At 61.9% G+C, this 23292-nt stretch carries 20 protein-coding genes; 19 read left to right on the top strand and 1 reads right to left on the bottom strand.

Annotated features, from left to right (window positions below):
• The 9 genes from VMX79_01780 to VMX79_01740 all read left to right on the top strand — a co-directional run.
• Positions 1–2873: hypothetical protein (locus tag VMX79_01780; protein HUV85823.1), on the top strand; the 2873-nt coding region annotated here is incomplete at its 5' end.
• A 34-nt stretch (positions 2874–2907) separates the two neighbouring features.
• Positions 2908–4401, top strand: coding sequence for a 5'-nucleotidase C-terminal domain-containing protein (locus VMX79_01775; protein ID HUV85822.1), 1494 nt, complete (start codon positions 2908–2910; stop codon positions 4399–4401).
• Positions 4398–5333: a hypothetical protein gene (locus tag VMX79_01770; protein HUV85821.1), complete on the top strand. Its 936-nt coding sequence runs from the start codon at positions 4398–4400 to the stop codon at positions 5331–5333. Before VMX79_01775 ends, VMX79_01770 begins: the two co-directional genes overlap by 4 nt.
• Before the next feature lie 7 nt (positions 5334–5340).
• Positions 5341–5919, top strand: coding sequence for a biotin transporter BioY (locus tag VMX79_01765; GenBank protein HUV85820.1), 579 nt, complete (start codon positions 5341–5343; stop codon positions 5917–5919).
• Positions 5916–6335: a secondary thiamine-phosphate synthase enzyme YjbQ gene (locus VMX79_01760; protein ID HUV85819.1), complete on the top strand. Its 420-nt coding sequence runs from the start codon at positions 5916–5918 to the stop codon at positions 6333–6335. The genes VMX79_01765 and VMX79_01760 overlap by 4 nt, the downstream gene beginning before the upstream one ends.
• A 17-nt stretch (positions 6336–6352) precedes the next feature.
• Positions 6353–7108 carry a creatininase family protein gene (locus tag VMX79_01755; protein HUV85818.1) on the top strand — a complete coding sequence of 252 codons (756 nt, stop codon included), beginning with the start codon at positions 6353–6355 and terminating at the stop codon, positions 7106–7108.
• 40 nt (positions 7109–7148) lie between these two features.
• Positions 7149–8057: a glutamate formimidoyltransferase gene (ftcD, locus tag VMX79_01750; GenBank protein HUV85817.1), complete on the top strand. Its 909-nt coding sequence runs from the start codon at positions 7149–7151 to the stop codon at positions 8055–8057.
• An 18-nt stretch (positions 8058–8075) separates the two neighbouring features.
• Entirely contained in the window at positions 8076–11384 is a 3309-nt protein-coding gene (locus VMX79_01745; protein HUV85816.1) for an AAA family ATPase, read from the top strand.
• 14 nt (positions 11385–11398) lie between these two features.
• Positions 11399–11665 (top strand): TMEM165/GDT1 family protein, encoded by a 267-nt coding sequence (locus VMX79_01740; GenBank protein ID HUV85815.1) that lies wholly within the window; start codon positions 11399–11401, stop codon positions 11663–11665.
• A 62-nt stretch (positions 11666–11727) separates the two neighbouring features.
• Here the strand turns inward: VMX79_01740 and VMX79_01735 are convergent, their stop codons facing one another.
• On the bottom strand, positions 11728–13437 hold the full coding sequence (locus VMX79_01735; GenBank protein HUV85814.1) for a carbamoyltransferase C-terminal domain-containing protein: 1710 nt from the start codon (positions 13435–13437) through the stop codon (positions 11728–11730).
• A 124-nt stretch (positions 13438–13561) separates the two neighbouring features.
• On the opposite strand from VMX79_01735, the gene VMX79_01730 reads away from it, so the two are divergent.
• From VMX79_01730 to VMX79_01685, 10 genes are all read left to right on the top strand, one after another.
• A complete protein-coding gene (locus VMX79_01730) occupies positions 13562–14563 on the top strand; it encodes a PfkB family carbohydrate kinase (GenBank protein HUV85813.1) in 1002 nt (333 codons plus the stop codon).
• A gap of 91 nt (positions 14564–14654) precedes the next feature.
• Complete coding sequence (locus tag VMX79_01725) at positions 14655–15020, top strand: helix-turn-helix transcriptional regulator (GenBank protein HUV85812.1); 366 nt, start codon at positions 14655–14657, stop codon at positions 15018–15020.
• A gap of 18 nt (positions 15021–15038) precedes the next feature.
• On the top strand, positions 15039–15392 hold the full coding sequence (locus tag VMX79_01720; GenBank protein HUV85811.1) for an SH3 domain-containing protein: 354 nt from the start codon (positions 15039–15041) through the stop codon (positions 15390–15392).
• Positions 15393–15451: 59 nt separating this feature from the next.
• Complete coding sequence (locus tag VMX79_01715; GenBank protein HUV85810.1) at positions 15452–15925, top strand: ImmA/IrrE family metallo-endopeptidase; 474 nt, start codon at positions 15452–15454, stop codon at positions 15923–15925.
• Positions 15922–17232 (top strand): methylenetetrahydrofolate--tRNA-(uracil(54)-C(5))-methyltransferase (FADH(2)-oxidizing) TrmFO, encoded by a 1311-nt coding sequence (gene trmFO, locus VMX79_01710; GenBank protein ID HUV85809.1) that lies wholly within the window; start codon positions 15922–15924, stop codon positions 17230–17232. Before VMX79_01715 ends, trmFO begins: the two co-directional genes overlap by 4 nt.
• A gap of 219 nt (positions 17233–17451) precedes the next feature.
• Positions 17452–18624 carry a methyl-accepting chemotaxis protein gene (locus VMX79_01705; protein ID HUV85808.1) on the top strand — a complete coding sequence of 391 codons (1173 nt, stop codon included), beginning with the start codon at positions 17452–17454 and terminating at the stop codon, positions 18622–18624.
• Positions 18625–18636: 12 nt separating this feature from the next.
• A complete protein-coding gene (locus VMX79_01700; protein HUV85807.1) occupies positions 18637–20880 on the top strand; it encodes a response regulator in 2244 nt (747 codons plus the stop codon).
• A gap of 14 nt (positions 20881–20894) precedes the next feature.
• On the top strand, positions 20895–21947 hold the full coding sequence (gene cheB, locus VMX79_01695) for a chemotaxis-specific protein-glutamate methyltransferase CheB (GenBank protein HUV85806.1): 1053 nt from the start codon (positions 20895–20897) through the stop codon (positions 21945–21947).
• A 25-nt stretch (positions 21948–21972) separates the two neighbouring features.
• Entirely contained in the window at positions 21973–22350 is a 378-nt protein-coding gene (locus VMX79_01690; GenBank protein HUV85805.1) for a response regulator, read from the top strand.
• 36 nt (positions 22351–22386) lie between these two features.
• A complete protein-coding gene (locus tag VMX79_01685; GenBank protein HUV85804.1) occupies positions 22387–23268 on the top strand; it encodes a GAF domain-containing protein in 882 nt (293 codons plus the stop codon).
• The last annotated feature ends 24 nt before the right edge of the window (positions 23269–23292 follow it).

Raw genomic sequence — 23292 nt, 5'->3', positions numbered from 1 at the left:
AAGCGATTACGGAAACCGGCGTTCACCTGGTGGAGTACGCGTACGACGGCCGGGGAAATAGAACAGCCGAAGTGCGTTGGGGCCTTGGCGGCGAGGCGGCGGCGTGGGATTCGGTTCATAAGAGGGAATGGAAGTACGACGCCGCCGGCAATAAAACGTCCGAGAGCAACTTCGGCGTCGACGGCAAACCGGTCCTCTACGGCCGTCGGTACTCCCGATTAGAGTTTACGTACGATGCCGACGGTAACGAAACGTCGTCGGCGTATTTCGGCGTCGACGGCGAGCCGGTCGCCGTGGACGGAGCCCACTGCACGAAGTACCGTTACGACGATAAGGGAGAGCGGGTTTACGAAGGTCATTTCGGCGTGAAGGGTGAGCGGGTCAATGACAAATGGGGTTGGCATAAGGAGGAACGCGACCCGGGGCCAAGCGGCGGTACAATGTACCGACGCTACGACGTTGACGGGAACCTCGTACCGGACGGCGGCGTATACGCCTTCGAATTCTACGAAGAAAAAACGGCCGCGGGGATAAAGAGGACGAAAAGCAATTTCGGCAAAGACGGCGAACCGGTCACGGACGGAGAGGGCGTCCATAAGCGGGAATGGGTCGAAAACGACAGAAGGAATACCGTTTCCGAGCGTTTTTACGGCGCGGACGGGAAGCTTACTCGCGGCAGCAACGGCGTATACGGCTACGAACGTACCTTCGACGACGAGGGGCGGAGGGTGTACGAAAGTTATTTGGGCCCGGACGGCGGCCCGGGTCTCGATATTAGTGGCGTCCATAAATATGAGTGGACGTACGGCGACGGCGGCCGCACGACGGAGAGTTATTTCGGCGTGAACGGCGAACCCATTACTCAAGAAAGGGGGGGCGACGTCCACCGGTTTGAATGGATTGATATCGGCGGCCAAGGTAAAAAGCCTTTGCGGTATTTCGGGGTGTCCGGGGAGCCGGTCGAAAACCGCGAGGGAATACACGAATATAAGTACGTTTTCGACGAAAACGGTAGGACGACGTCGGCAAGTTATTTCGGCGCCGGCGGCGAACCGGTAGCGCGCTTTGGCGGCGTCCACAAGTACGAGTGCACTTATGACGAGTACGGGAACGTGACGTCCGACCGGGTATTCGGCGTCGACGGCGCGCCCTTGGCTCGGGACGGCGTGTGGTACGAGGTGCGGCGGGAGTACGACGCGAGGGGCAACGAGCTTTTGGTGAGTTACTTCGGTAAAGAAGGCGAAACCGTTACCTCTCTTTATTGGCACCGCCTTGAGTGTACGTACGACGCCCGAGGGAACAAGACTTCCCAAAGCTACTTCGGCGTCAATGGGGAACCGGTTGCGGACCCGGACGGCGTTCACCGATACGAGTACGAGTACGACGCCGACGGTAATATGTCGTCGTTTAGCATATTCGGGGTTGACCGTAAACCGGCCGTCGATAAGGATAATCATATTTTCCGCGAGGTAAGTCTTTTTGGCCGCCGACCGGTACCGACCCCGGAATTCGGGAGTAATATCCATCGCACCGAGTTCTCGTACGACGAGCAGGGCCGTCTTACGTCCGAAAGCTATTTCGGTCCCGACGGCGAGCCGGTAAACGACGCCGCCGGCGTACACCGTTGCGAGAGAGGTTACGACTCGGAAACGGGGGCTTCTTTTCGGAGGTACTACGGCGTCGACGGCGAGGCCGTGTTACCCGGGGGACAGCCGAATTTCGTAAGTACCGTAACTCCCGAGGGTAAGGAAGAATCTTTTTACGCCGTTGACGAGGCCGGACGCCCCGTACCGATGCCGGACCGCGGCGACGTTCATAAAGAGGAAGTATTCTACGACGAACGGGGCAGGGAGATAGCAAGGGCTTATTTCGACGTCGAAGGGAAGCCCGCGGCGAGCGAAGACGGCCTTCACCGTACGGAGTATACGTACGACGTTAAGGGCAACAAGGCCGCGGAGAGTTATTTCGGCGTGGACGGCGAGCCGGTCGCTCCGTGGGAAGGAACACATAGAAAGCAATACGAATTCAACGATAGGGGAAACCCCGTAGCCGAGAGCTATTTCGGGGTCGACGGGAAGCCGGTAACGAATAGCGTCGGCACGCACCGGTACGAAACCGTAATCGACGATAGGGGCCTTTTCATCGGCGAGAGGTACTTCGGCGTTAGCGGCGAACCCGTTGCGGGCGAAAATGGTATCCATTTTTACGAATTAAATTACGATGAGTACGGCCGCGGAATAGGCCGTACTTATTACGGGCCCGACGGGAAGTTGCGGGCCGATAAGAGGGGTATCGCGCGTTATGCGCAGGGGCATGACAACTGGGGGAATTGTACGTCGGAGGCGTTCTTCGGCGCCGACGGCGAACCCACGGCGGATGAAAAAGGTATTCACCGCTACGAGCGCGAATACGACCGCGACGTGTTATTGTCGGAGAGATATTGGGGCCCCGGCGGCGAGCCGGTCGCCGACGAGTACGGCGTACACTTCTACAAGTACGAATACGACGGCGATTACGTTAAAGTGAGCGAGAGTTATTACGACGGGGAAGGGAATCCCGCCGTCAATAAGGACGGCGTCCATCGCCAGGAGTGGGCGTACAACGAAGGGCGCAGGAAGGTAACGCAGAGCCTTTGGGCCGTCGAAGGGCCGGCCCGCGACGCCGAGGGGATACACCGGTACGAATGGACGTACGACCGTTGGGGCCATAATGAAGCGTCCGAAAGTTACTTCGGCCCGGGCGACGAACCCGTCTTCGACGGCCACGGTATACACCGTTATGAATGGGGTTATGACGACCAAGGTTCGGTAATTGAAGAGCGGACTTATAACGTTAACGGCGATTTGGTTTCGGTCGTAAAGAAAGGCGATTAAAGCTCAAACCCATATTTACCCGGAGTCGGAAACTATGCGCGTTAAGATCGCACAAGCTGTTTTAATTTTCCTGATTTGCGCGGGCGTCTCCTGGGCCGGCCAACCGTTCACAATTCTATTCTTCAACGACTTCCACGCGCACCTCGAGCCGTTCGAGGTCCCGGGAACGGAAGGAGAGGTGGGCGGCCTGGCGCGTCTCGCCGGCCTGGCCGACGAAGTCCGCGGCGAAAACGAGGCCGCCGGCGCGCCGACGTTCCTCTTGGTCGCCGGCGATATGGTGCAGGGGACGCCGTACTCGACGGTCTACCGCGGCGAGGTCGAGTTCACGTGCCTGAACGAAATGGCCGTGAGCGCGATGTGTCTCGGCAACCACGAGTTCGACTACGGCCGGGAGAACCTACGGGACCTTATGGAGTTGGCCGATTTCCTCGTCATTAGCGCCAACGTAACGGTAACCGGTACGGCCGGGGACGGCGCCTTCACGAAAGGGTTCGTGTGGCTCGAGGCGGGCGACAAAAGGGTCCTCGTAATCGGCCTGACCACGCCCGAGACGCCCATCACGACGGCGCCGCGCAACGTCGTCGGCCTGGAGTTCGCCGACCCGGCGGCGACGGCCAAGGCCGTGATAGGGGAGTACGGCGAAGACGCCGACGCGATAGTGGCCCTTACGCACCTCGGCTTCGAGAACGACCTCGCCCTCGCCGGCGACGTCCCCGAGTTGGACGTAGTAGTCAGCGGCCATACGCATACTCATTTAGGAGAAATGGTAACTAAGCGGGATACGATAATTTGTTCCGCGTACGAGTACGGGATGTACTTGGGCCGTATGGATTTGGAAATCGTGGACGGGGGAATCGCCGTTAAAGGTTACGCGTTGCTGCCCGTCACCGCCTCTACTCCGGAAAATGAAGCGGTGGCGGCCGTTATTGACCAATATAAAACGGGCCTTTCGGAGAAGCTCGACGTCGTCGTCGGCACCGTAGATACCGTCCTAAACCGTAAGGCGGTTACCGAGAAAGAGACCAACTTCGGCGACTTCGTGGCGGACCTGGTGCGCGAGGCGACGGGGGCGGACGCGGCGCTGGTGAACGGCGGCGGCGTCCGCGCGGACCTGGGCCCGGGCGAGATTACGTTGGGCGACGTCCTGACCGCGCTCCCGTTCGGCAACGAGGTCGTCGTCCTCGACGTTCCCGGCGCGACGTTGCGCCGGGCTTTCGAGTTGTGCGCCCGGGAGAAGGTGGGCGAAGGAGGCTTCCTGCAGGTCTCGGGTTGTGAATACGCCATCGGCCCGGATAACATACTCGCGGCCGTGAACGTGGGCGGGGCGCCGCTCGACGACGGCGTTACCTATAAGGTCGCGATGCCGGACTTCCTCGCCGAGGGCGGCGACGGTTACGCGATGTTTGCGTCGCTCGAGCCGGCATATAAAACCGGCCTCGTCCTCTACGACGTCGTCGCCTCCGGCCTGCGCGAAGGCCGGGCCGTCCCGGAACAGCCGGCTGGGAGGATCGAGTTCGTAGGAGAATGAAGGTATTCGTCGACGGCAAAGAGCTACGGGTCCGGGCCGGCGCGCCCGTCGAGAGCGCATTGTCCGAAGGGCAAAGGCGGGCCGCGGCCGAGGGCGCTATATACGTCGTGGACGCGTGGGGTCAGCGCGTCGGCCTGAAAGGTACGCCGGCCGACGGCGCGGCCTATTTTACGGTGACGGTCGGCGCCAGGCCGCCGTCGGTTAACGCTTGCCTCGAGGCGTGGGAAGGCCTCCCCGGCGCGCCGGCGCTCCCGGCCGAGCTGGTAAAATTCCTCGTCAAACGCGCCATAACGACGTTAACGAAGGCCGGCGGCGCGGCTTCCGTAGAGGGTACGGCGGCGTTCGCGGCGTCCATCGCTTCCCGGCAAGACGCCGCGGCGATGTGGGCGTACGTCGCCGGCGACGACGCGAGCGTCGCCGTCTGCGCCGGCGGCAAAGCGCGCGTGCGAGACGTGGCGCCGAACGTTGCTACCGCGGTCGTTGCGACGCGAGACATATTGACGTTCCGGTCCGGCGCGACGTTTTTTGACTACCTCGACGGCGTTAGCGTCGCCGAGGTTGGGACGACCAATAAAGTTAAATTGGCGGATTACGAGGATAAATTCGCGGGCGTCGACGCCGTCGTGGCGTGCCGGGCCGGCGATTTCGCGATGGAGGGGTTCGTGGCTTCGCCCGAAGCCGAGGAATTGGCCGCGGCTGCTGCTGCGGCCGGCGTAACTTTCGTGAATATATCGGCCGACGACGCGCTCTTCGACGAACGCGGCGCGCCGCGGCGGTTGGCGGGCGACGTCGTCGTATTCGCGACGCCGCGGGAAGCGCGGCCTTATGACTTGGTATTCGTAAAAGTTCCTGGTTCGGTCGGTTCGGCCGGCGACGCGGCTTTGTACGAAGAGGCCGCGGCGGCCCTCTGGCGGTTTTTAACGGAGGAGTAAAATTAGTATGAAATCTCGTGTATGCGTTGCGTCGCGGGCGGCGGAATACGGGTGGATGTCGAAACTCGCCGGGGCGTTGGTTTTCGTCGCGGCGCTGGGCTTGTCGGCGGCTGTTAGGGTGCCGCTTCCTTTTACGCCCGTACCGGTGACCATGCAAACGTTCGTCGTAATGATAGCGGGCGCCGCGCTCGGCGTGCGGTGGGGTATCGCTGCGGTATTGGCGTACATCGCCGCCGGCGTAATGGGCGCGCCTTTCTTTGCCGGCGGCGCCGGGTGGGCGGTAATCGCCGGGCCGACGGCCGGCTATTTAATCGGGTTCGTCGCCGGGGCGGCGATCGCGGGGTTGGCGCATCGCCGGCCGTGGCACATCCGGGCGGCTTGCTTTCTATTATCGCTGGTCGCCATATACGCGTGCGGCCTGGGGCATCTGGTTGTGATATTACACCTCGAGTGGCGCCGAGCGTTCGCGCTCGGCTGCACGCCGTTCTTATTCGGGGCCGCGGCGAAGTACTTCCTGGCGGTGGTTTCATTCGGGCCGGCGGCCGCGGCGTTTAAGCGTTTATTCCTTCCGAAGGGGGCCGTATGACCGTTTACCGCGATTCGTTCGAGCTCTCGTGTAAGGGCGATGCCGACATCCACGACGTTACGGCCGAGGTGGTGCGGTTGGTCGCGGCCTCGGGCGTGAAGGATGGTATAGGGCTGGTAGCGTCGGCCGGCTCGACCGTCGGCATTACGACCGTCGAATACGAGCCCGGGTTGGTATCGGACATTAAAAGGCTTTTCGAGAAGTTCGCTCCCAAGGGCGAGCGATACGGCCACGACGAGCGCTGGGGCGACGGCAACGGCCACTCGCATGTCCGCTCGTCGCTCCTCGGGCCCACGTTCGCGTTTCCGGTCGCGGGCGGCGCGCCGTCGTTGGGTACGTGGCAACAGGTGGTCTTCATTGACTTCGACAATAAAAAACGGCGCCGGGAAATCACGGTAACCGTCGTCGGCGACTAGGTTTGCGGGAGAAAAATATGGCCGAAGAAAAGGGTAGCGCGCCGCGGTTGGCGGAGCTCAATTGGAAAGAATTCGGGGCGCTGGTGCCGGCAAAGTACGACGGCGTCGTTATACCGATTGGAACCGTCGAGGCGCACGGCGGCATCCCGCTCGGGACCGATATAATAATACCCGAATACCTCGCGGAACGGCTCGCCGGGCGGTTAAATTTAATAATCGCGCCGACGGTGAACTACGGCGTTACGCGGAGCCTGCTGCCGTATCCCGGTTCGCATACCGTCACGTCGGCGACGTTTACGCAATACGTAACCGAAATCTTCGTCGGCTTCGGCCGGATGGGATTCGGCAAGCTCGTCGTCGTGAACGGCCACGGCGGCCATATAGACGAGCTGAAGGAGGCGGCGCAAGCCGCGTATCGGGATACCGGCCTGTTCACTATCGTGCTCCATTGGTGGTTACTGGCGCCGGAGGCGAGCGAAGAGGTGTTCGGCGCCGAGGGCGGCCACGGCGCCGCGGAGGAGACCGCCGGCGTCCTCGCCGCGAGGCCCGAGCTGGTGAAGGCCGATATGCTCAAGGGTTTGAAGGCCGCGACGTACGACAAAGGGGTATTCCGGATGCCGTTCCCGCGGCCGGTAGGCACGCGAGAGGCCGGCAAGGGGATGCCGTCCGCGGACGCGGAGAAAGCGAAAAAGTATATGGCGTTAATCGAAGAGCACTGCGCCCAGGCGGTCGCGGAAGCGTTCGCCGGTTGGCGCGAGGAGCTTGGAAAATAGTATTTATTCAAGTATAACGGCGTTAGGAGGTTGAGTTGGTATGGCCGAGATAATTGAATGCGTTCCCAACATCAGCGAAGGTACGAAACTGGATGTCGTCGAAAAAGTAGCCGAACGGATACGGGCGGTGGAAGGCGTACGGCTGTTGAACGTCGCCCCCGACGCGGCTCAGAACCGGACCGTCTTTACGATGGTCGGGGACCGGAACTCGCTTCCGGCCGCGGTGGAGGCGCTCTTCGACGAGACGCTCAAACACGTCGACCTCACCAAGCAAAAGGGCGAACATCCCCGGATGGGCGCGGTGGACGTCGTGCCGTTCGTCCCGATAGTGGGGGCGACCACCGACGATTGCGTCGAGCTCTCGCGCGAAGTGGGCGAGATGATCGCGGAGAAGTTCAACGTTCCGGTTTACCTGTACGAGGACAGCGCGACGTCTTCGCAGCGCAAGAACCTCGCCACCGTCCGGAAAGGGCAGTTCGAGGGGTTTTTCGAGAAGATTAAAGACCCGGCCTGGAAGCCCGATTTCGGCCCGGCCGAGGTACACCCCACGGCCGGATGCACCGCGGTCAGCGCGAGGCCGTTCCTCATCGCCTTCAACGTCAACTTGGGGACTAACAGGTTGGAAGTGGCGGAGAAGATCGCGAACGAGGTGCGCTTTCTCGGCGGCGGCCTTCGGTTCGTCAAGGCCAAAGGCTTCGCCACCGAAGACCCGAACGTGGCGCAGGTTTCGATGAACCTGACGAACTACGAGAAAACGCCCGTCTTCCGCGTCGTGGAGTTGATACGTCGTGAGGCCGCGCGTTACGGCGTCCCCATTATCAACACCGAGCTCGTCGGTATGTCGCCGTTGCAGGCGCTGCTCGATTGCGCGGCCTGGTACTTACAGCTGGACGACTTCAAACGCGAGCAGGTCCTCGAGGCGCAGATATTCGAAGCGTCGCCGGATTAACGGCGGAACGTAACGGCTATGCTATGTCCATCTTGCCACGCGACGGTAAGGGCCGACGCTAACTTCTGTCCCGTTTGCGGCGCGCCGGTCGGTCGGGCCGGCGGTTACGGCGTCGAGTTGCGCGAGGTAGCATGCCTGGCGGGCGACGTGCAGGGGTTGGCGAAGCTCGTGGGCAGTATGCCTACGGCGCAGGTTTCCGATTACGTAGCCGAATGTATGGCGGCCCTCGACGACGCGTGTACGGCGCACGGGGGTACGGTGATTAACAGGTATACCGCCGGCCTAACGGCGATTTTCGGCGCGCCGGTAGCGAGGGAGCGGGAAGTGGAGCTGGCCGTACGCGCCGCCTTTGCGTCGCGCGACTGCATAGCCGACGTCTCGAAGCGGTTGCACGCCGCGTCGGGCCAAAACGTCGCGACCAGGTTCGCGGTCGATTTCGGCGTGGTCCGGGTGGGGGCCAACGTCGCCGCGGCCGATTACGTGGCCCTGGGTTCGACCGTCGAAAACGCCGCCCGCTTACGAAACAACGCCCGGCCTAATACGGTTTTATTAAGCGCCGCGGCGGCGGACCAAGTGCGGCGGTTATTCACGGTGAAGCCGGTATCGCTCGGCGCTACTACCCCCGACGGCCTTGCCGAAACCGGTTTTATCGTCGACGGGTTCGCCGATTCGTTTGCGGGAGTCGCGCCGTCGCGTAAGGTGTTCGTCGGTCGGGACGGGGAATTGCTGAGGTTGCGTCGTACGTTGGAAGACCTCCGCGCGGGGCGGGGCGCGGCGGTCGGTATTTCCGGCGGCCCGGGGATAGGCAAAACGCGCCTCGTGACGGAGGCTTTGGCGGGCCTGGAAGACGTACGCGTTTTCGTCGGCAAATGTTTACCGGTAACGGTCGAGGTTTCGTACGCGGCGTTCCGAAGCCCGTTGAGCGATGCGCTGGCGCACTTCTCCGGCGCGAGCTATCTCGAGCGGGCCGAGGACCTCCTCCGCGCCGGGAAGCCGGAGTTGCTCGAGGCGGCGCCGCTCTTGAGCGCGGTTTTAGAGCAGCACCCCCTCGAAACCCCTATTACCGAACAACTTAGGGGCGTCGCGCGGTTCGAACGGCTTTACGAGTTATTCGAAACCGTTTGGGCCGACGTGGCCGCGAGAGGGCCGGCGGTGTTAATACTCGAGGACGCGCAATGGGCGTCGAACGCGGATTTCCTGCTCCTCTCGCGCTTCGCCTCTCGCGTAAATAAGCTTCGGTTATTGTTAATCGTAACGGCGCGGGAGCCGGAGCTTCTGCGGCGCGTTACCGCGGACGTCGTCGAGTTGCCGCCGTTGGCGGACGGCGACGTCGCAGAGCTGGTCCGCGCTCTAATCCCCCGCGAGCGCCTCGCGCCGGAATTGCTGCGGCGCATTATTACGTGGGCGAGGGGTAACCCTTTGTACTGCGAGGAAGTCGCGGCGGCGGTTTTGACCCGGGGGGCGGGGGAGGCTTTCAAGCCGCCGGCGTCGGTTAAGGCGGCGGCCCGGGCGCGCGCGGACAGGTTGAGCCCGGAGGCGTCGAAAGTAGCGAAGATAGCGTCGTGCGTAGGGTTGGAGGGCGAGCTCGCGTTGGTGCGCGACGTAGCGCCCGCTGAAATCCGCGAGGTCGTCGACGAGTTAATCGCCGAGCTCGAGCGCGTCGGGGTCCTGACGGTTTCGGGAGGGAGGTTCTCGTTCGCTCACGACGTAACGGGAGAGGTTTTGTACGAATCTTTAATTAAGAAGGAGCGAAGCGCGATTTTTTCCGCGATCGCTCGCGCGGCCGAAAAGAGGGGTACCGAACCGGGAATGGTGGCACACTACCTTTTGGAGGCCGGACGAAATCGGGACGCGGTCGAGCATCTCAAGGCGGCGGGGGACCGGGCGGCGGCGGTTTACGCGCTTTTGGAGGCGATATCGCATTACCAACGCGCGTTCGAGTGCGTCCGTGACGTGGGCCCGGTAGACCCCGGTTTAAGAGTGGAATTAATCGAGAAGTTGTCTTCTTGTCTTCTGGACTACGCCGACCCGAAGCGTGCTCTCGAGCTCGCCGAGGAAGAGTTGAAGTATGCCGAGACGTCGGTCGCGAGGGCGAAGCTATTGTGCCTGGCCGGTAAAGCTTATAGCGAATTGGGGGAGAATCGTGAAGCACGGCTGTACTTGGAGGACGCGCGAAATATCTATAACGCTTTGAACGAACCCCTTCTGGAAGGGAAGACGCTCCAATCTTTGGTAAAGGTTTTAGCGTGTTTGGGCGAAGACGGCGCGCGCCGTCGGGCTATAGCCGAAGCGTTAGCGCGTTTCACCGAGGCCGGCGACGACGTAGCCGTCGCGTATTGTTACAATATTATAGGGTCCGATTATTTGAACGCCGACGAACCGGAGCGAGCGCTGGAGTATTTCCACGACGGCCTATATATTTGGCAACAGGCCGGAGATCTACCGGGGCAGGCCATCGCTTTAACTAACTTGGGCTTCGCCGACTACCTTTTAGGGCGTTATCACGACGCGGTGGATTTCGCCGAACGGGCGCTGGAGATAACGCGGCGCATCGGCACCCGCCGGACCGAGGCAGCCGCGGTCTGCAATTTGATAGCTTATTACCTGTACCTCGAGCCTTCGAAGGCCGAGGAATACGGCCGGGAAGCGGTGGCGTTGGCCGAGGATATCTCCAGCTACGAAATCTTATCCGGGGCACATATTAACGTAGGCGAGCTCGAACGTTGCCGGGGCCGGTGGGACGCGGCGCGCGAACACGCAGCGGCGGCTTTGGAGGCGGCCGCTCAGATCGGGTCGGCGGCGCATAAATTTTACGCCGAATTATTGGGAGCGCGCGTAGAGGTGGACGCCGGCGCGTACGACTCCGACGAGTTCCGTCGCCACTACCGGGCGGTCTTCGCGCTCGAGCCGCCGTCCCGGGAGACCGCCGCCCTCGCCCGGGCGAACCTCGACGCCGATTTGGCGCTGGCGCGGCGGGATGCCGGGCGCGCGGCCGAGATGGTGGAAGAAGTGGCGGCGGCGGTGGCCGCGGCGAAGAAGGCCGAAGAGGTACACGAGGGCCGCTTGCGGCTCGGCGAGCTTAAATTATTTCTGGGGGACGCGGCCGGGTCGGCGGCCGAATTCGACTGGGTAATGCGCCAGACCGACGGCCGCGATTTCTTGCACTGGCCGCGCGCCGCCTTCCGTTTGGCGCAGGCTTGCTTCGCGTCGGGCCGCCGCGACGACGCCGCCCATTACCTCGAGTCGGCCGAACGCGTATTTAGTAAACACGATTGGCAGTATTGGTTGGACCGCGTGGCCCGCTTCCGGGAAGAAGCGAAACTTTAAGGAGAACGCGAATTATGAAGACCTTCGTTACCGCGTTTGGGTTGATTTTCCTTGCCGAACTCGGCGACAAGACGCAACTCGCGGCCATCGCGATGGCGTCGCAAACCGGCAAGCCGTGGCACGTATTTTTCGGCGCCGCGCTGGCCCTGGCGGCGTTGACCTTCGTCGGCGTCTTCCTGGGGGTGGGCATCGCGAAGTTGGTCCCGCCGACCGTTATCCAAAAAGTTGCCGGCGTCCTCTTCGTCGCTTTCGGCGTTTTAATTTTCTTCGGGAAATTTTAAACGCGCGGCAGGATAGCAAAAAAGGCGGCCTCTCGGCCGCCTTTAATTTTATTCCCGGCGGGTTACTTCCGCTGGACGAGGTAGGGCCCCAACGCCAGCGCGTCCAGGCTGGAGCGAAGGAACACCTCCACCGCTTCCTCCGGCTTGTAGACGATGGGGTACCCGTGGAGATTGAAAGAGGTGTTTAGTACTATGCCGCGGCCCGTCGCCTCCTCGAAAGATTTCAGCACCCGGTAGTAACGGGGGTTCCAATCTTCGAATACTTCCTGCGGCCGCGTCGTCTTGTCGTACGGATGGGTCGCGGCGCGGTACTCGTCGCGTTGAGCGGTGGAGTCGAAGGCCATGACCATGTACGGCGCGGCCATAGCTTTGGGTTTGACGGCGTACTCCTCGGCCCGTTCGGCCAGAACCGAAGGCGCGAAGGGCATCCAGAAGTCGCGGCTTTTTATCATCTCGTTTATTCTGGGGATGACGGCCATGTCGGTGGGGTCGGCCAGTATGGACCGGTTGCCCAACGCCCGGGCGCCGAATTCCATCCGGCCGGCGTAGCGCGCCGCGATGTTACCCGCCCCCACCAGCCGGCCCAATTCCCAATCGATATCTTCGGGTTCGGAAACCTTAACGTCGTCGGCGCGCCTTACGGCGACGAGCGCGCGCCCGCAATCGACGTCGCCGAATTCGCCGCCGAAATAGATGGGCCCCAGGGGAGGTATGTCGGTGGCCAGGCCGGCGCGGCGCCGCTCCTCGTCGTAAACCACGTAACACGCGCCGATGGTATTGGATTCGTCGCCGCACGACGGCATTACGAAGAGCTCCTCCACTTCCGGCAAATCGTATACTACTTTGTTGGCCTTCACGTTCATGAAGACGCCGCCGGAGAGCGCGACTCGTTTGATGCCGGTTTCGCGGACGCAGTTCGCGACCCATTCCGCCAGGACCTTCTCGGCGAGGAGTTGGATGGATGCGCTGGCGTTGTCGAAGCGCGTTAAGGCCAGCCGTCCTCTCATGTATTTGAAGGATCGGTAAGCGTCGGGCAGGCCGTCGGCGCGTTCCCAGGACAGGCCGTTGACGCGGAAGAGGCCCGAGAAGCAGTTTTCCTCCGGTTTGGACGCGAGGCGCCGGGCGCCGTACGGCGCCATCCCCATGACCTTGTGCTCGTCTTCCAACGGCATCATGCCGAGGAGGGTCGTGGCTATGGCGTATATTATGCCGAGCGAGTTGCTCTCGTGGACGGCGGCTATCCGTTCGATCTTGCCGTCTTGGCCTACGTTGACGGTGGCGCACAGGTCGTCGCCCGAGCCGTCGCACGTCAGGATCAGGACCGGGCCCTCCCGCCACGGCGAACACCAGTACGCCGCGTAGGCGTGCGCGTTGTGGTGTTCGACGAAGCGGACGCGCTTCTCGTCGAAGCCGAGGCGGACCGCGTCCTCGAGCCGGCCGGCGCGGCGCCGCTTGCGGAAATAGCGGTTTACGGGGGTACTCCTGAGGAATTTCCTGACCGCGGTGCGGCTGCTCGATGCTTGGCGGAACGCCGCCATGAGTTCGGCGCGGGTACGGGAGTACGGTTGATGTTCGCCGTTGAAGGCGACGACGTCGACGTCGTCCACGGAACAGCCGGTCAGCCTGAGGCATTCGGCGACGGCGTTTTCGGGGAAGCAGTCTATGTTCTTGACGCGGACGAGTCTTTCTTCGGAAATCGCCGCTACGACGCGGCCGTCTTCGACGAGCGCCGCGGTGGCGTTGTGGCCGTCATGTATTCCTAAGACTTTCATATATTCTCCGGTTGCGGTGAATTTTAGCATTAAAAATAACATAAGCGGGGGCTTTAGTCAATTTATGTTTGCGTTCGTGCTTGTATCGTCGAGCCGCCCGTTTTTTATTGCCGCGTAAGTATGTTTGTCGTATGCTGTTTACGTGCGGCCCCAAAAGCTGGCGGAGATATTGCGCCGGGTGGAGAAGACGCGCGTCGTCGTCGCGGGAGACCCGTGTCTGGACGCGAACGTCTACGGCCGGGCGGACTCGGTGGCGAGGGAAGCGCCGGTAGTCGCGCTCGAGGCGGCCGAAGAAGTGTTCGCCCCCGGTCAGGCTACGAACGTCGCCGCTAACGCCGCGGCGTTGGGTGCCCGCGTGTACTTCGTCGGCGTCGCCGGCGACGACGAACGGCGCGTCCGTTTGGCGGAACTTTTAAACGGATTGGGCGTGGACGCGGGCGGCCTGGTCGCCGAGGCCGGGAGGCCGACGACGTTTAAAATTAAGTACGTAGGCCGCGAAGCGCAACGGCACAACCAGCACCTCTTCCACGTGTACCGGCAGGAAAAGAGGCCGGCCGCCCGGGGGACGGCGCGGCGGGTGCGGGCTTTGGCCGCGGCGGCTTTGAAGAACGCCCGGGCGTTGGTGCTATCGGATTACGGTAACGGCACGCTCAGCGCCGGCTTCGCGAAGTGGCTTATCGCGGAGAGCGCGCGCCGGGGCGTCGTCTCGGTGGCGAACGCGCGCGGCGACTTAAAGAAGTTCCGCGGAGCCGCGGCCGCGGTGGCCAATATGGAAGAGCTAGCCGACCTCGCCGGACGTAACGCCTTGGCCGGGGGCGACCTCGGGGCCGCCATAGACGCCGCGGCGGCGAGGCTTAACGTCCACTATTTAGTTATTACCGCCGGTGAGGAGGGAATGTACGCGTGGCCGGTGCGCGGCCGCGCGCTGCACCTCCCTACGGCGGCGCGCGACGTGGTCGACGTAACGGGGGCGGGCGATACCGTAACCGCGGCGTTGGCGGTGGCGTTGGGAGCGGGTTTGGGTTTAACCGCGGCCGCGACGTTCGCGAACCTCGCCGCGGCGGCCGTCGTAGCTCGAGACGGGACGTCCATAGCCCGGGCGGCGGAGCTAAAGCGGTTCTTGTGAACGCGGCGTTACCGTTTTGACAACCGGCGGGCGGCGTGTTAGAATAAACGGCGGGTACGTGAAACGGGTCTAAAACTACGCAACGGAAAAAATGGTTACTCTTGGCGAAAAGATAAAAAAGTTGAGAACGGCGCGCGGTTATACGCAGAGCGCCTTCGCCCGGGAACTCGACATCTCGCCCGGGTATCTCAGTCAGCTCGAGATGGGTTTACGTAAACCGTCTCGCGACCTTATTGGGCGGATGGCGGATACGTTGGGCGCGTCGTTGGATTACCTGCTGCGCGACGATAAAGGCCCGTCGGTGGAAGGCGTCCCCGAGGAAATCGTCGAGTTTTTCCGCAGCGAACACGTGACGGCTACGGACCGCGAAGAGCTGCTGTCCTTTTTCAGTTGGTGGCGTCGTGAACGCGCGCGGCGAGGCCGGACGCCGAAAGTTAAAAAGAAAAAACGTACGTAGAAGTACTAGGAGGTTGGAATGGCCGGCAGGTTAATTCGCACCGTAATATTGGTACTGATGTCCGCGGGGTTGGCGGCCGCCGCCAACGTCGAGCTCAAACTCTCTACGCCGCTCGAGGCGACGTTGAAGGATAATTTCTGCCTGCACGTATCGCCCGACGGCGAATCGGACATAATCATTTGCTTAAACGCCGGCGCGCCGCTGACGCTCGTCGCCCGCATGAAGGATAAGGGAACGTTAGAGGGCGAAGAGGGTCATTGGTATAGAGCCGAGGTAATGGGAGGCGCGGAAGGCTGGGTATTCAGCACCTATCTCGACATTAAGCCGGTTGGCGAAGGAGACGCGACGGTCGCCGGCTCCGATTGCGAGTAGAGGACCGTACCGCTTCATCGGGGAGGCCCATGGCGCAACGGGACGGAGGGTCGGCTGCTGTGGAACGGCGGGCCCAAAAGGTTATCGCCCGTTTCGGCTTGACGGGGCCGCCGGTCGCGTTGGAGGATGTCTGTCGCGTTTTGGGCTTTACGGTCCGCGTTCGACCGTTTGATTACGTAGCGGGTTTATTTATAAACGATGACGTCTTCCCGGTAATAGTCGTTAACTCGCGCGAACGGCGGGAACGGCAACGTTTCACCATCGCCCACGAGTTGGGCCATTATTTTTTAGGCCACGGCCGAAAGTCCTTCGCGGAACCCGGAGGACGAAACCGCCGGGAGCGTGACGCCGAGCGGTTTGCGGCTTATCTGCTTATGCCGGCGGCGTGGGTGCGGCATTACTGGGCGGCTTACGCCGCCAACTACGAAAACCGGTCCGCTATACTTGCGGACTTATTCGAAGTGTCCCCCGCGGCTCTAAAACTGCGCGTCAAGGAATTGGGATTGGAAGGGCCGGCCCGAGGGAAAACATGAAGATGCCGACCGTTATTATCGGCGGCGGCTTAGCGGGCGTAGAGGCGGCGTGGCAATGCGCCCGCTTTGGCGTGCCGGTGGAGCTTTACGAGATGCGGCCCGCGAAGATGACGCCGGCCCACCGCACCGGCGCTCTGGCGGAATTGGTGTGCAGCAACTCTTTTAAATCTATGGTGGAGGGTACGGCGCCTGCTTTGCTGAAAGAGGAGATGCGGCGTTTGGGTTCGTTAACTCTTCAGGCCGCGGCGTCGGCCCGCGTTCCGGCCGGCGGCGCCTTGGCCGTAGACAGGGTACGCTTCGCGGAGGAGGTTACCGCCGCGCTCGAGGGACACGCCGGCATAGACGTGGTTCGGGCCGAGGTCGAGGAATTGCCCCCGGCGCCCGCCGTGGTCGCCGCCGGGCCGCTGACGTCGGAGGCTATGGCCGGGGAGCTCGCCGCCGCGGTGGGGCGGGAGAACCTCTTTTTCTTCGACGCCCTTGCGCCCGTAGTGTCGGCCCGGAGCGTCGATAGGGATAAAACGTTCGAGGCCAGCCGGTACGGCAAAGGCGAAGGGGTATACGTCAACTGTCCGTTAACGGCGGCGGAGTACCGGGCGTTTACGCGGGCACTGGTCGCGGCGACGACGGCCCCCTTGCGCGATTTCGAAAAACGTTTGTTCTTCGAGGGGTGCGTTCCGCTGGAGGAACTCGCGCGCCGAGGCGAGGATACGTTGCGGTTCGGGCCGATGAAGCCGGTCGGTTTAGAAGACCCCCGAACGGGTAAAAGGCCCTACGCCGTCGTACAGCTCCGCGCCGAAGACCTGGGCCGCGAGATGTTCGGCCTCGTCGGCTTTCAGACGCGCCTAACCCAACGCGAACAGCGCCGCGTTTTACGGATGGTACCGGCCCTTGCGGGAGCCGAGTTCCTCCGTTACGGCGCCGCCCACCGCAACACGTATATTTGCTCGCCCGCCGTCCTCGATGCCACGACGGAGCTGAGCTCGAGGCGGGGTATATTCGTCGCGGGACAATTAACGGGAGTAGAGGGGTATATGGAGGCGGCCGCCGCCGGTATAATCGCCGGCATGAACGCGGCCCGGTACGCCCGGGGCGAGCCGCTCGTCTATCCGCCGCCCGAGACGGCGACGGGGGCGCTGCTGCGCTACATATCGACGGCCCCGCGGGCTACGTTCGCCCCTATGAACGTGAACTTCGGCCTGTTCCCGCCGGCCGGCGGAAAGGGTAAAAGAGACCGGCAACGTCGGGTCGTCGCGCGGGCGCGGAGCGCGTTCGGCCGGTGGGCGGAGCAGCTCGAGCTGTCATCCTGACCGCCCTTTACCGTTTTTCATAGAACCTTAATAGTAATCGTACGCGCCGCGTTTCCGTTTACGGCGCGCGGGCGCGGTTAGGTATTCGGCCTATGGGCGATAATTCCCGGTCGTTAAGTACGCCCGGCGGTATTCTATTGACTTGAGGAGGATAAATACTTATATTCATTAACGTTGTGGCGTAATACGCGCGTGCCTAACATTTACGAAAGGAGTATTATGGGCTCGCGGCGGGTAACGTTAAGGTTCCAGTTATTCGCGATATTTTTGGTATATATCGTGGTACTGGTGGTATTGGCCGCGGCGGCCCGAATTACCGGCGCTTGGGGTTTAGTCGCGGCGGTACTCGCGTTTACCGTGTTGGGCGCGGCGGCGATATATTGGTGGTTCGACAAGCGCGTATTCCGACCGCTGGGGGGCGCCGTGGCTTTCCTGGAGAGCATCGCGGCTGGCGATTTGAGCGTGGAACCGCGCCCGCGGACCGAAGACGAAATAGGAAGGCTATATCGCGCCATAGACGCTATGGCGGTGGGCATCCGCGAGCTTTTAGTCGGTATCAAACAAGCCGGCCTGGACATTAACAAGGGGACCAGCGAGATACTGGCCTCCATCGTCCAGCAGAGCGCGGGCGCGAGCGAGCAAGCGTCGTCGATAAGCGAGACCAGCACGACCGTGACGGAGGTCAAACAGACGAGCGAGCAAGCGGCGGGTCGCGCCCAGGACATCGTCGGCGTCTCGGAACAGTCCGCCGAGTTTTGCACCGACGGCGAAACGTCGGTCGAGAAGACGGTCGAAGAATTCGATCTCATCGCCGACCAGGTGGAGAAGAGCGCCGTCAGCGTTTTAACGTTGTCCGAGAAGACCCAACAGATAAGCGAAATACTGCGTACTGTTCGAGAGCTCGCCGAGCGGTCGAACATCCTGTCGTTGAACGCGTCCATCGAAGCCGCCCGGGCGGGCGAGGCCGGCAAGGGTTTCGGCGTCGTTGCCGTCGAGGTCAAGAACCTTGCCGACCAGTCGAAGGCCGCGGCGTCGCAGATCCAGGAGATATTGAACGAAATCCAAAGCGCGGCCAACACCTCCGTGATGGTAGCCGAAGAAGCGTCGAAGAGGGTTGACCGCGGTAAAGAGATCGTCGGTATCTTACGCGAACGTATGGAGAACTTATCCGAGGCCGTAGCAACCGTCGGACGTTCGGCGAAGCAAATCGCGTCGTCTTCCAATCAGCAGAGCATCGGTATGGAGCAGGTAGCGTTAGCTATGGAGAACATTAACCAGGTCGCGGCCGAGAACGTGACCAGCATCAAAGAGATCGAGGACGCCGCCCGCGGCTTGAGCGATTTGGGTGCCCGGCTGGCGGGCTTGACGGGCCGTTACAGGTTGGAGGTGTAGATACTTCGCAGCATGAGCGACGCGTCGCAGGACCCGATGGAAGAAATTTTCGCTATGTTCCGGGCGGAGGGTCGGGAGCACGTGAACCGCGTAACCGAGCTCCTGCTCGCTTTGGAGCGCGGCGACGTCGACGCCGCCGGATTGGAGGAGTTGTTTCGTGCCGCGCATAGTTTGAAGGGGTCTGCCAGTACGCTGGGCGTTAACGGCGTGGCGGAGATCGCGCACGCCATGGAAGACGTCTTCGGCGCGGTAAGGCGGGGCGAGGTCAAGTACGACGAAAAGGCCAATAGCGAGATATTGGCCGCCTTGGATGTGATAAGCGTATTAATCGAAGAGGCCACGCCGGAACAGGAGGCGGATGACCCCCGCGCGCCGGTGGCGGCCGATGGGGTGCGGCGTTTGCTCGAAGCCGGCGGCGGCACCGGGCGGTCGCCGTCTCGCGCCGAGGGCGGGGGGGTTATGGAAAAGGGTAAAGCCGCGGCCGACGCGGGGGCGACGGCGTTCGAGGAGAAACGGGGTAGCGGAGTGCGGCGTTCGGGAGAGGAGACGGTACGGCTGCCGGTCGCGAAGCTGGACGCGGTGATAGACGGTTTTTCCGAAATGTGGGAAGAGAAATTCAGAAACGACGAATTCGGCGCCCGGTTTCACGGCCTAGCGCTCTCGGCCCGGGCCGCCGGTAAGACGCTTGACGAAGCCCTCGAGACGTACCGGCGGGGGGGGGACGCGGAGGAATTTTTACGTCAGGTGGAAAAAGCGGCCGAGGCTTTCAACTCGGCTGACCGCGAGATACGCGCCATCGATTTCGACTACGGCGGCGCGGCGAAGGCGTTCGAGCTAAATCTCGCCGGTTTCGGAGATGAGTTGAGCCGGCTTCGGATGGCGCCGCTGCGGGGGTTATTCAGGGGTTTCCGGCGGCCGGTGCGCGACCTCGCCGTTCGATTAGGGAAAAACGTGCGACTGGATATCGTAGGCGAGGACAAAGAACTCGATAAAACTATAATCGAACTTATTAAAGACCCCCTCAACCACATCTTGCGGAATGCGGTCGACCACGGCATCGAGGGCGAGAGCACGCGGCGCGCGGCGGGTAAACCGCAAGCGGGTAGGGTTCTTATATCGAGCACGCGCGTGGGTTCGCGTTTGTTTATCGAGATAGAGGACGACGGCCGGGGGATAGATTTGGAGGAAGTCAAGAAAGCGGCGGTAGGTGCCGGCGTGGTCCGTGCCGAAGCGGCGGAGGGTCTGGAACCGGGGGAAATCGCGAGGCTGGTGTTCGAGCCGGGGTTAACGACGAAAGCGGAGGTTTCCGAATTCGGCGGCCGGGGCGTGGGGCTCGATATCGTCGTCGCCAACGTCGCCGCGCTGGGGGGGGCGGTTGACGTTTGGACGGAAGCCGGCGTGGGTACCAGGTTTACGATCCAATTACCCCTTACTATAGCGACGGCCCGGGGGGCGTTAGTTGAAGCGGGAAACGCCCGATTCATCGTACCCTCGAGCGCCATCAGGCGGGTGGCCCTGGCGTCGGCCGGCGACTTCGAAACGGTGGAGGGTAGGCCGGTAATGCGGTACGAAGGAAGGACGATCGCGGCCGGCGAGCTGGCGGCGATTTTGGGCACCGGCGGCAACGGGGGTTTCGAAGCCGGTTCCGCGGTATTGGTTTTATCTTCGCCCTCGGGGGATGCCGCGCTGGTCGTTTCCGGCGTAGCGGGGGAGGGCGAATTCCTGACGAAAGACTTGAGCGACGTCGGCGCGCAGATGCCGTATTTCGGCGCCGCGCACGTTACCGGGAAGGGCGAAGTAATCTTGATATTGAACGCCGACGTTTTAGTGCGCGAGATAATGCGCGGGGAAGTGGCCGTTCGCCCCGTCGCGGCGGCGGCGCCCGAGGTGCGGAAGCGAACCGTACTCGTAGTCGACGACTCCTTAACGACGCGCGCGTTGGAGAAGAATATCCTCGAGGCGGCCGGGTACGACGTCGCCGTCGCGAGCGACGGCCGGGAAGCGTTGGAGGTGCTGGCCGAAGTGCCGTGCGACCTTGCCGTCGTCGACCTCCAGATGCCCCGGATGGACGGGTACGAGTTGACGAGGCGCCTCCGCGCGTCCGCGGATTACCGCGATTTGCCGGTTGTCGTCGTGACGTCGCTCGAGACGGACAAGGATATGGCCCGCGGCCTGGAGGCCGGCGCCGACGCGTACATAAAGAAAAGCCACTTCGACCAACGCGAATTGCTGTCGGTTATTGAGCAGTTTATCTGAAGGATTAAACGAGGATGGAAGAAAAGATACGACCTATCCGGGTTTTGGTGGCGGAAGATTCCGCCGTCGTGGCGCGAGTCTTAGTCGACGTGCTAACGACGGACCCGGATATCGAAGTAGTCGGGGTAGCCGCCGACGGCGTCGAAGCGGTCGCGATGGCGAAGTCGCTCAAACCCGACCTTATAACGATGGACGTCCGGATGCCCAAGATGGACGGCCTAGTCGCCACGCGAAAAATTATGGAGGAGATGCCGACGCCCATCGTTGTCGTGAGTGCGAGCGTAAACGTGCAGGATTTGAACATTACGTTTGAAGCCTTACGCGCCGGCGCCCTCGAGATTATAGAAAAACCGAAGGGAATCGGCCAGAAGGACTACGAGGCCGTCCGGGGTAGGCTAAACAGGGCCGTCAAAGCGATGAGCGAAGTGAAAGTCGTTCGCCGGATGCCGGAGGCTAGGTTGCGGCGTCGTTCGCGCCTACCGAAGGCGGTTTTGCGGGCGGGCGAAAAGGGGCGGGTGGTACTTATCGGGAGCTCGACCGGAGGGCCGGCCGCGCTCGAGAAGATATTTTCACAACTACCGGTTAAGTTCCCGGCCCCGGTTTTGGCAGTGCAACACATCGCGCCGGGCTTCATCGGCGGCCTCGCCGAGTGGTTGACCCAAGGCTCGGGGTTGCACGTTAAAGTCGCCGCGGCGGGGGAGGAACCGCAACCGGGTACGGTTTATTTCGCTCCCGACGGGTACCATATGGTCGTAGACCAGTACGGCCTTATTGCCTTGGACGACGGCCCGCCCGAGAAAGGCCATAAACCTTCCGTTGACCGCCTTTTTACGACTGCGGCGCGAACGTGGGGGTCGCGCTGTATCGGCGCTCTGCTGACCGGTATGGGCAAGGACGGCGTGGCCGGTTTGGCGGAGGTAAAGCGCGCGGGTGGCCTCGCGTTCGCCCAGGATGAAAAGAGTGCCGTCATATACGGGATGCCCAAAGAGGCGGTGGCGGCGGGCGTCGTAGATAAAGTATTGTCGCTCGGGGACATCGCGGCCGAGATGGTCTCGCTTACGTCTTAGGCAGGGGGAACGTACGAAGGTCGGTATGAGGGAACGCAGAAGGATACTCTTAGTCGACGATACCGAAACGATCCTGTTATTCCTGAAGACGCTTCTGGCCGGCCAGGATTTCGATTTTTTGACGGCCAAGAACGGTGCCGAGGCGGTCGAACGAGCCCGCCGCGAGCGGCCGGACCTCGTTTTGCTCGACATATTCATGCCGGTGATGGACGGCATCGAGGCTTGCCGCGTCATGAAGGGGGACCCGGAGCTCAAGAACATCCCGGTAGTTATCGTTACGGCGCGGAGCGAAGCCGAAAACGTCGAACGGTGTTTGGAAGCCGGATGCGACGATTACGTCTTCAAGCCCATTAGGAAGTTAGAGTTGCTCGATAAGATAAACCGATTACTCGGGCGGAGTTAACGGCGCGACATCGCCACGGCGCGGGTCGAAACCATTATGACCGACGGGACCAAAGACAAGAAGGCGCAGGGGGAGTACCTGCTCCACGTTTTAGAGCAAGGCAAAACTTTTACGGAGCAGTTACTCAAAGAGAACGCGGAGCTTCGGGCTGCGATTAACCGGTTGCAGAAGCAGGCCGGTGAAGGGCCGGGGCTGGGTAAGGCGCCGCCTGCCGACGACCCCGAGCTGAAGAAGAAGTACGACGAGCTCGCGGCCGCCTATAACGGCTTGCGCGACCGGTACCGGAAATTAGCCGGAGAGTTGAACGCCATAAAAACCGAGAACATCGACTTCGCTAAGAAGTACGTCGAAATAGAAGAACAGAACACCAGCCTCGCCAATTTGTACGTCGCCTCCTACCAGCTCCATTCCACCCTCAACTTCGCCGAGGTCGTTCGCATCGTCGTCGAAATCGTAATCAACCTCATCGGCGCGGAGAAGCTCGGCGTCTTCATCTTCGACGAGGAAACCGAACGTTTGGAGTGTGTCGCTCACGAAGGCCTCGCGAAAGGGGAAAGGCGCCCCATCGTAATCGGCGAAGGCCTTCAGGGAAAGGTTGCCGCGTTCGGCGAATCGTACTATATAACGGACGAGGCGAAACAACGCGGGGCCGAAAAAGCGGGCGAGCCCATCGCCTGCATACCGGCGAAAATACAGAACCGTTTGATAGGCGTAATATCGATATACAGACTCCTACGCCAGAAGGACGGTTTCACGTCCATCGATTTCAAGCTATTCGACTTATTGGCGGGCCACGCCGCGACCGCGCTTTATTCCTCTAAGCTGTACGCCCTCTCCGAACGAAGGCTGGATACTTTCCGCTCGTTCTTGGATTTATTGAAGATACCCCGCGACGACGGTCAAACCGACTACCGCTAACGTACCGCCCGGGGGGGCGACGGC

The organism is bacterium (genome assembly GCA_035529855.1).
GTDB lineage: Bacteria > RBG-13-66-14 > B26-G2 > WVWN01 > WVWN01 > WVWN01.
The sequence above is the reverse complement of the archived record's forward strand: the minus strand, read 5'-3'. Positions and strand labels throughout refer to the sequence as shown.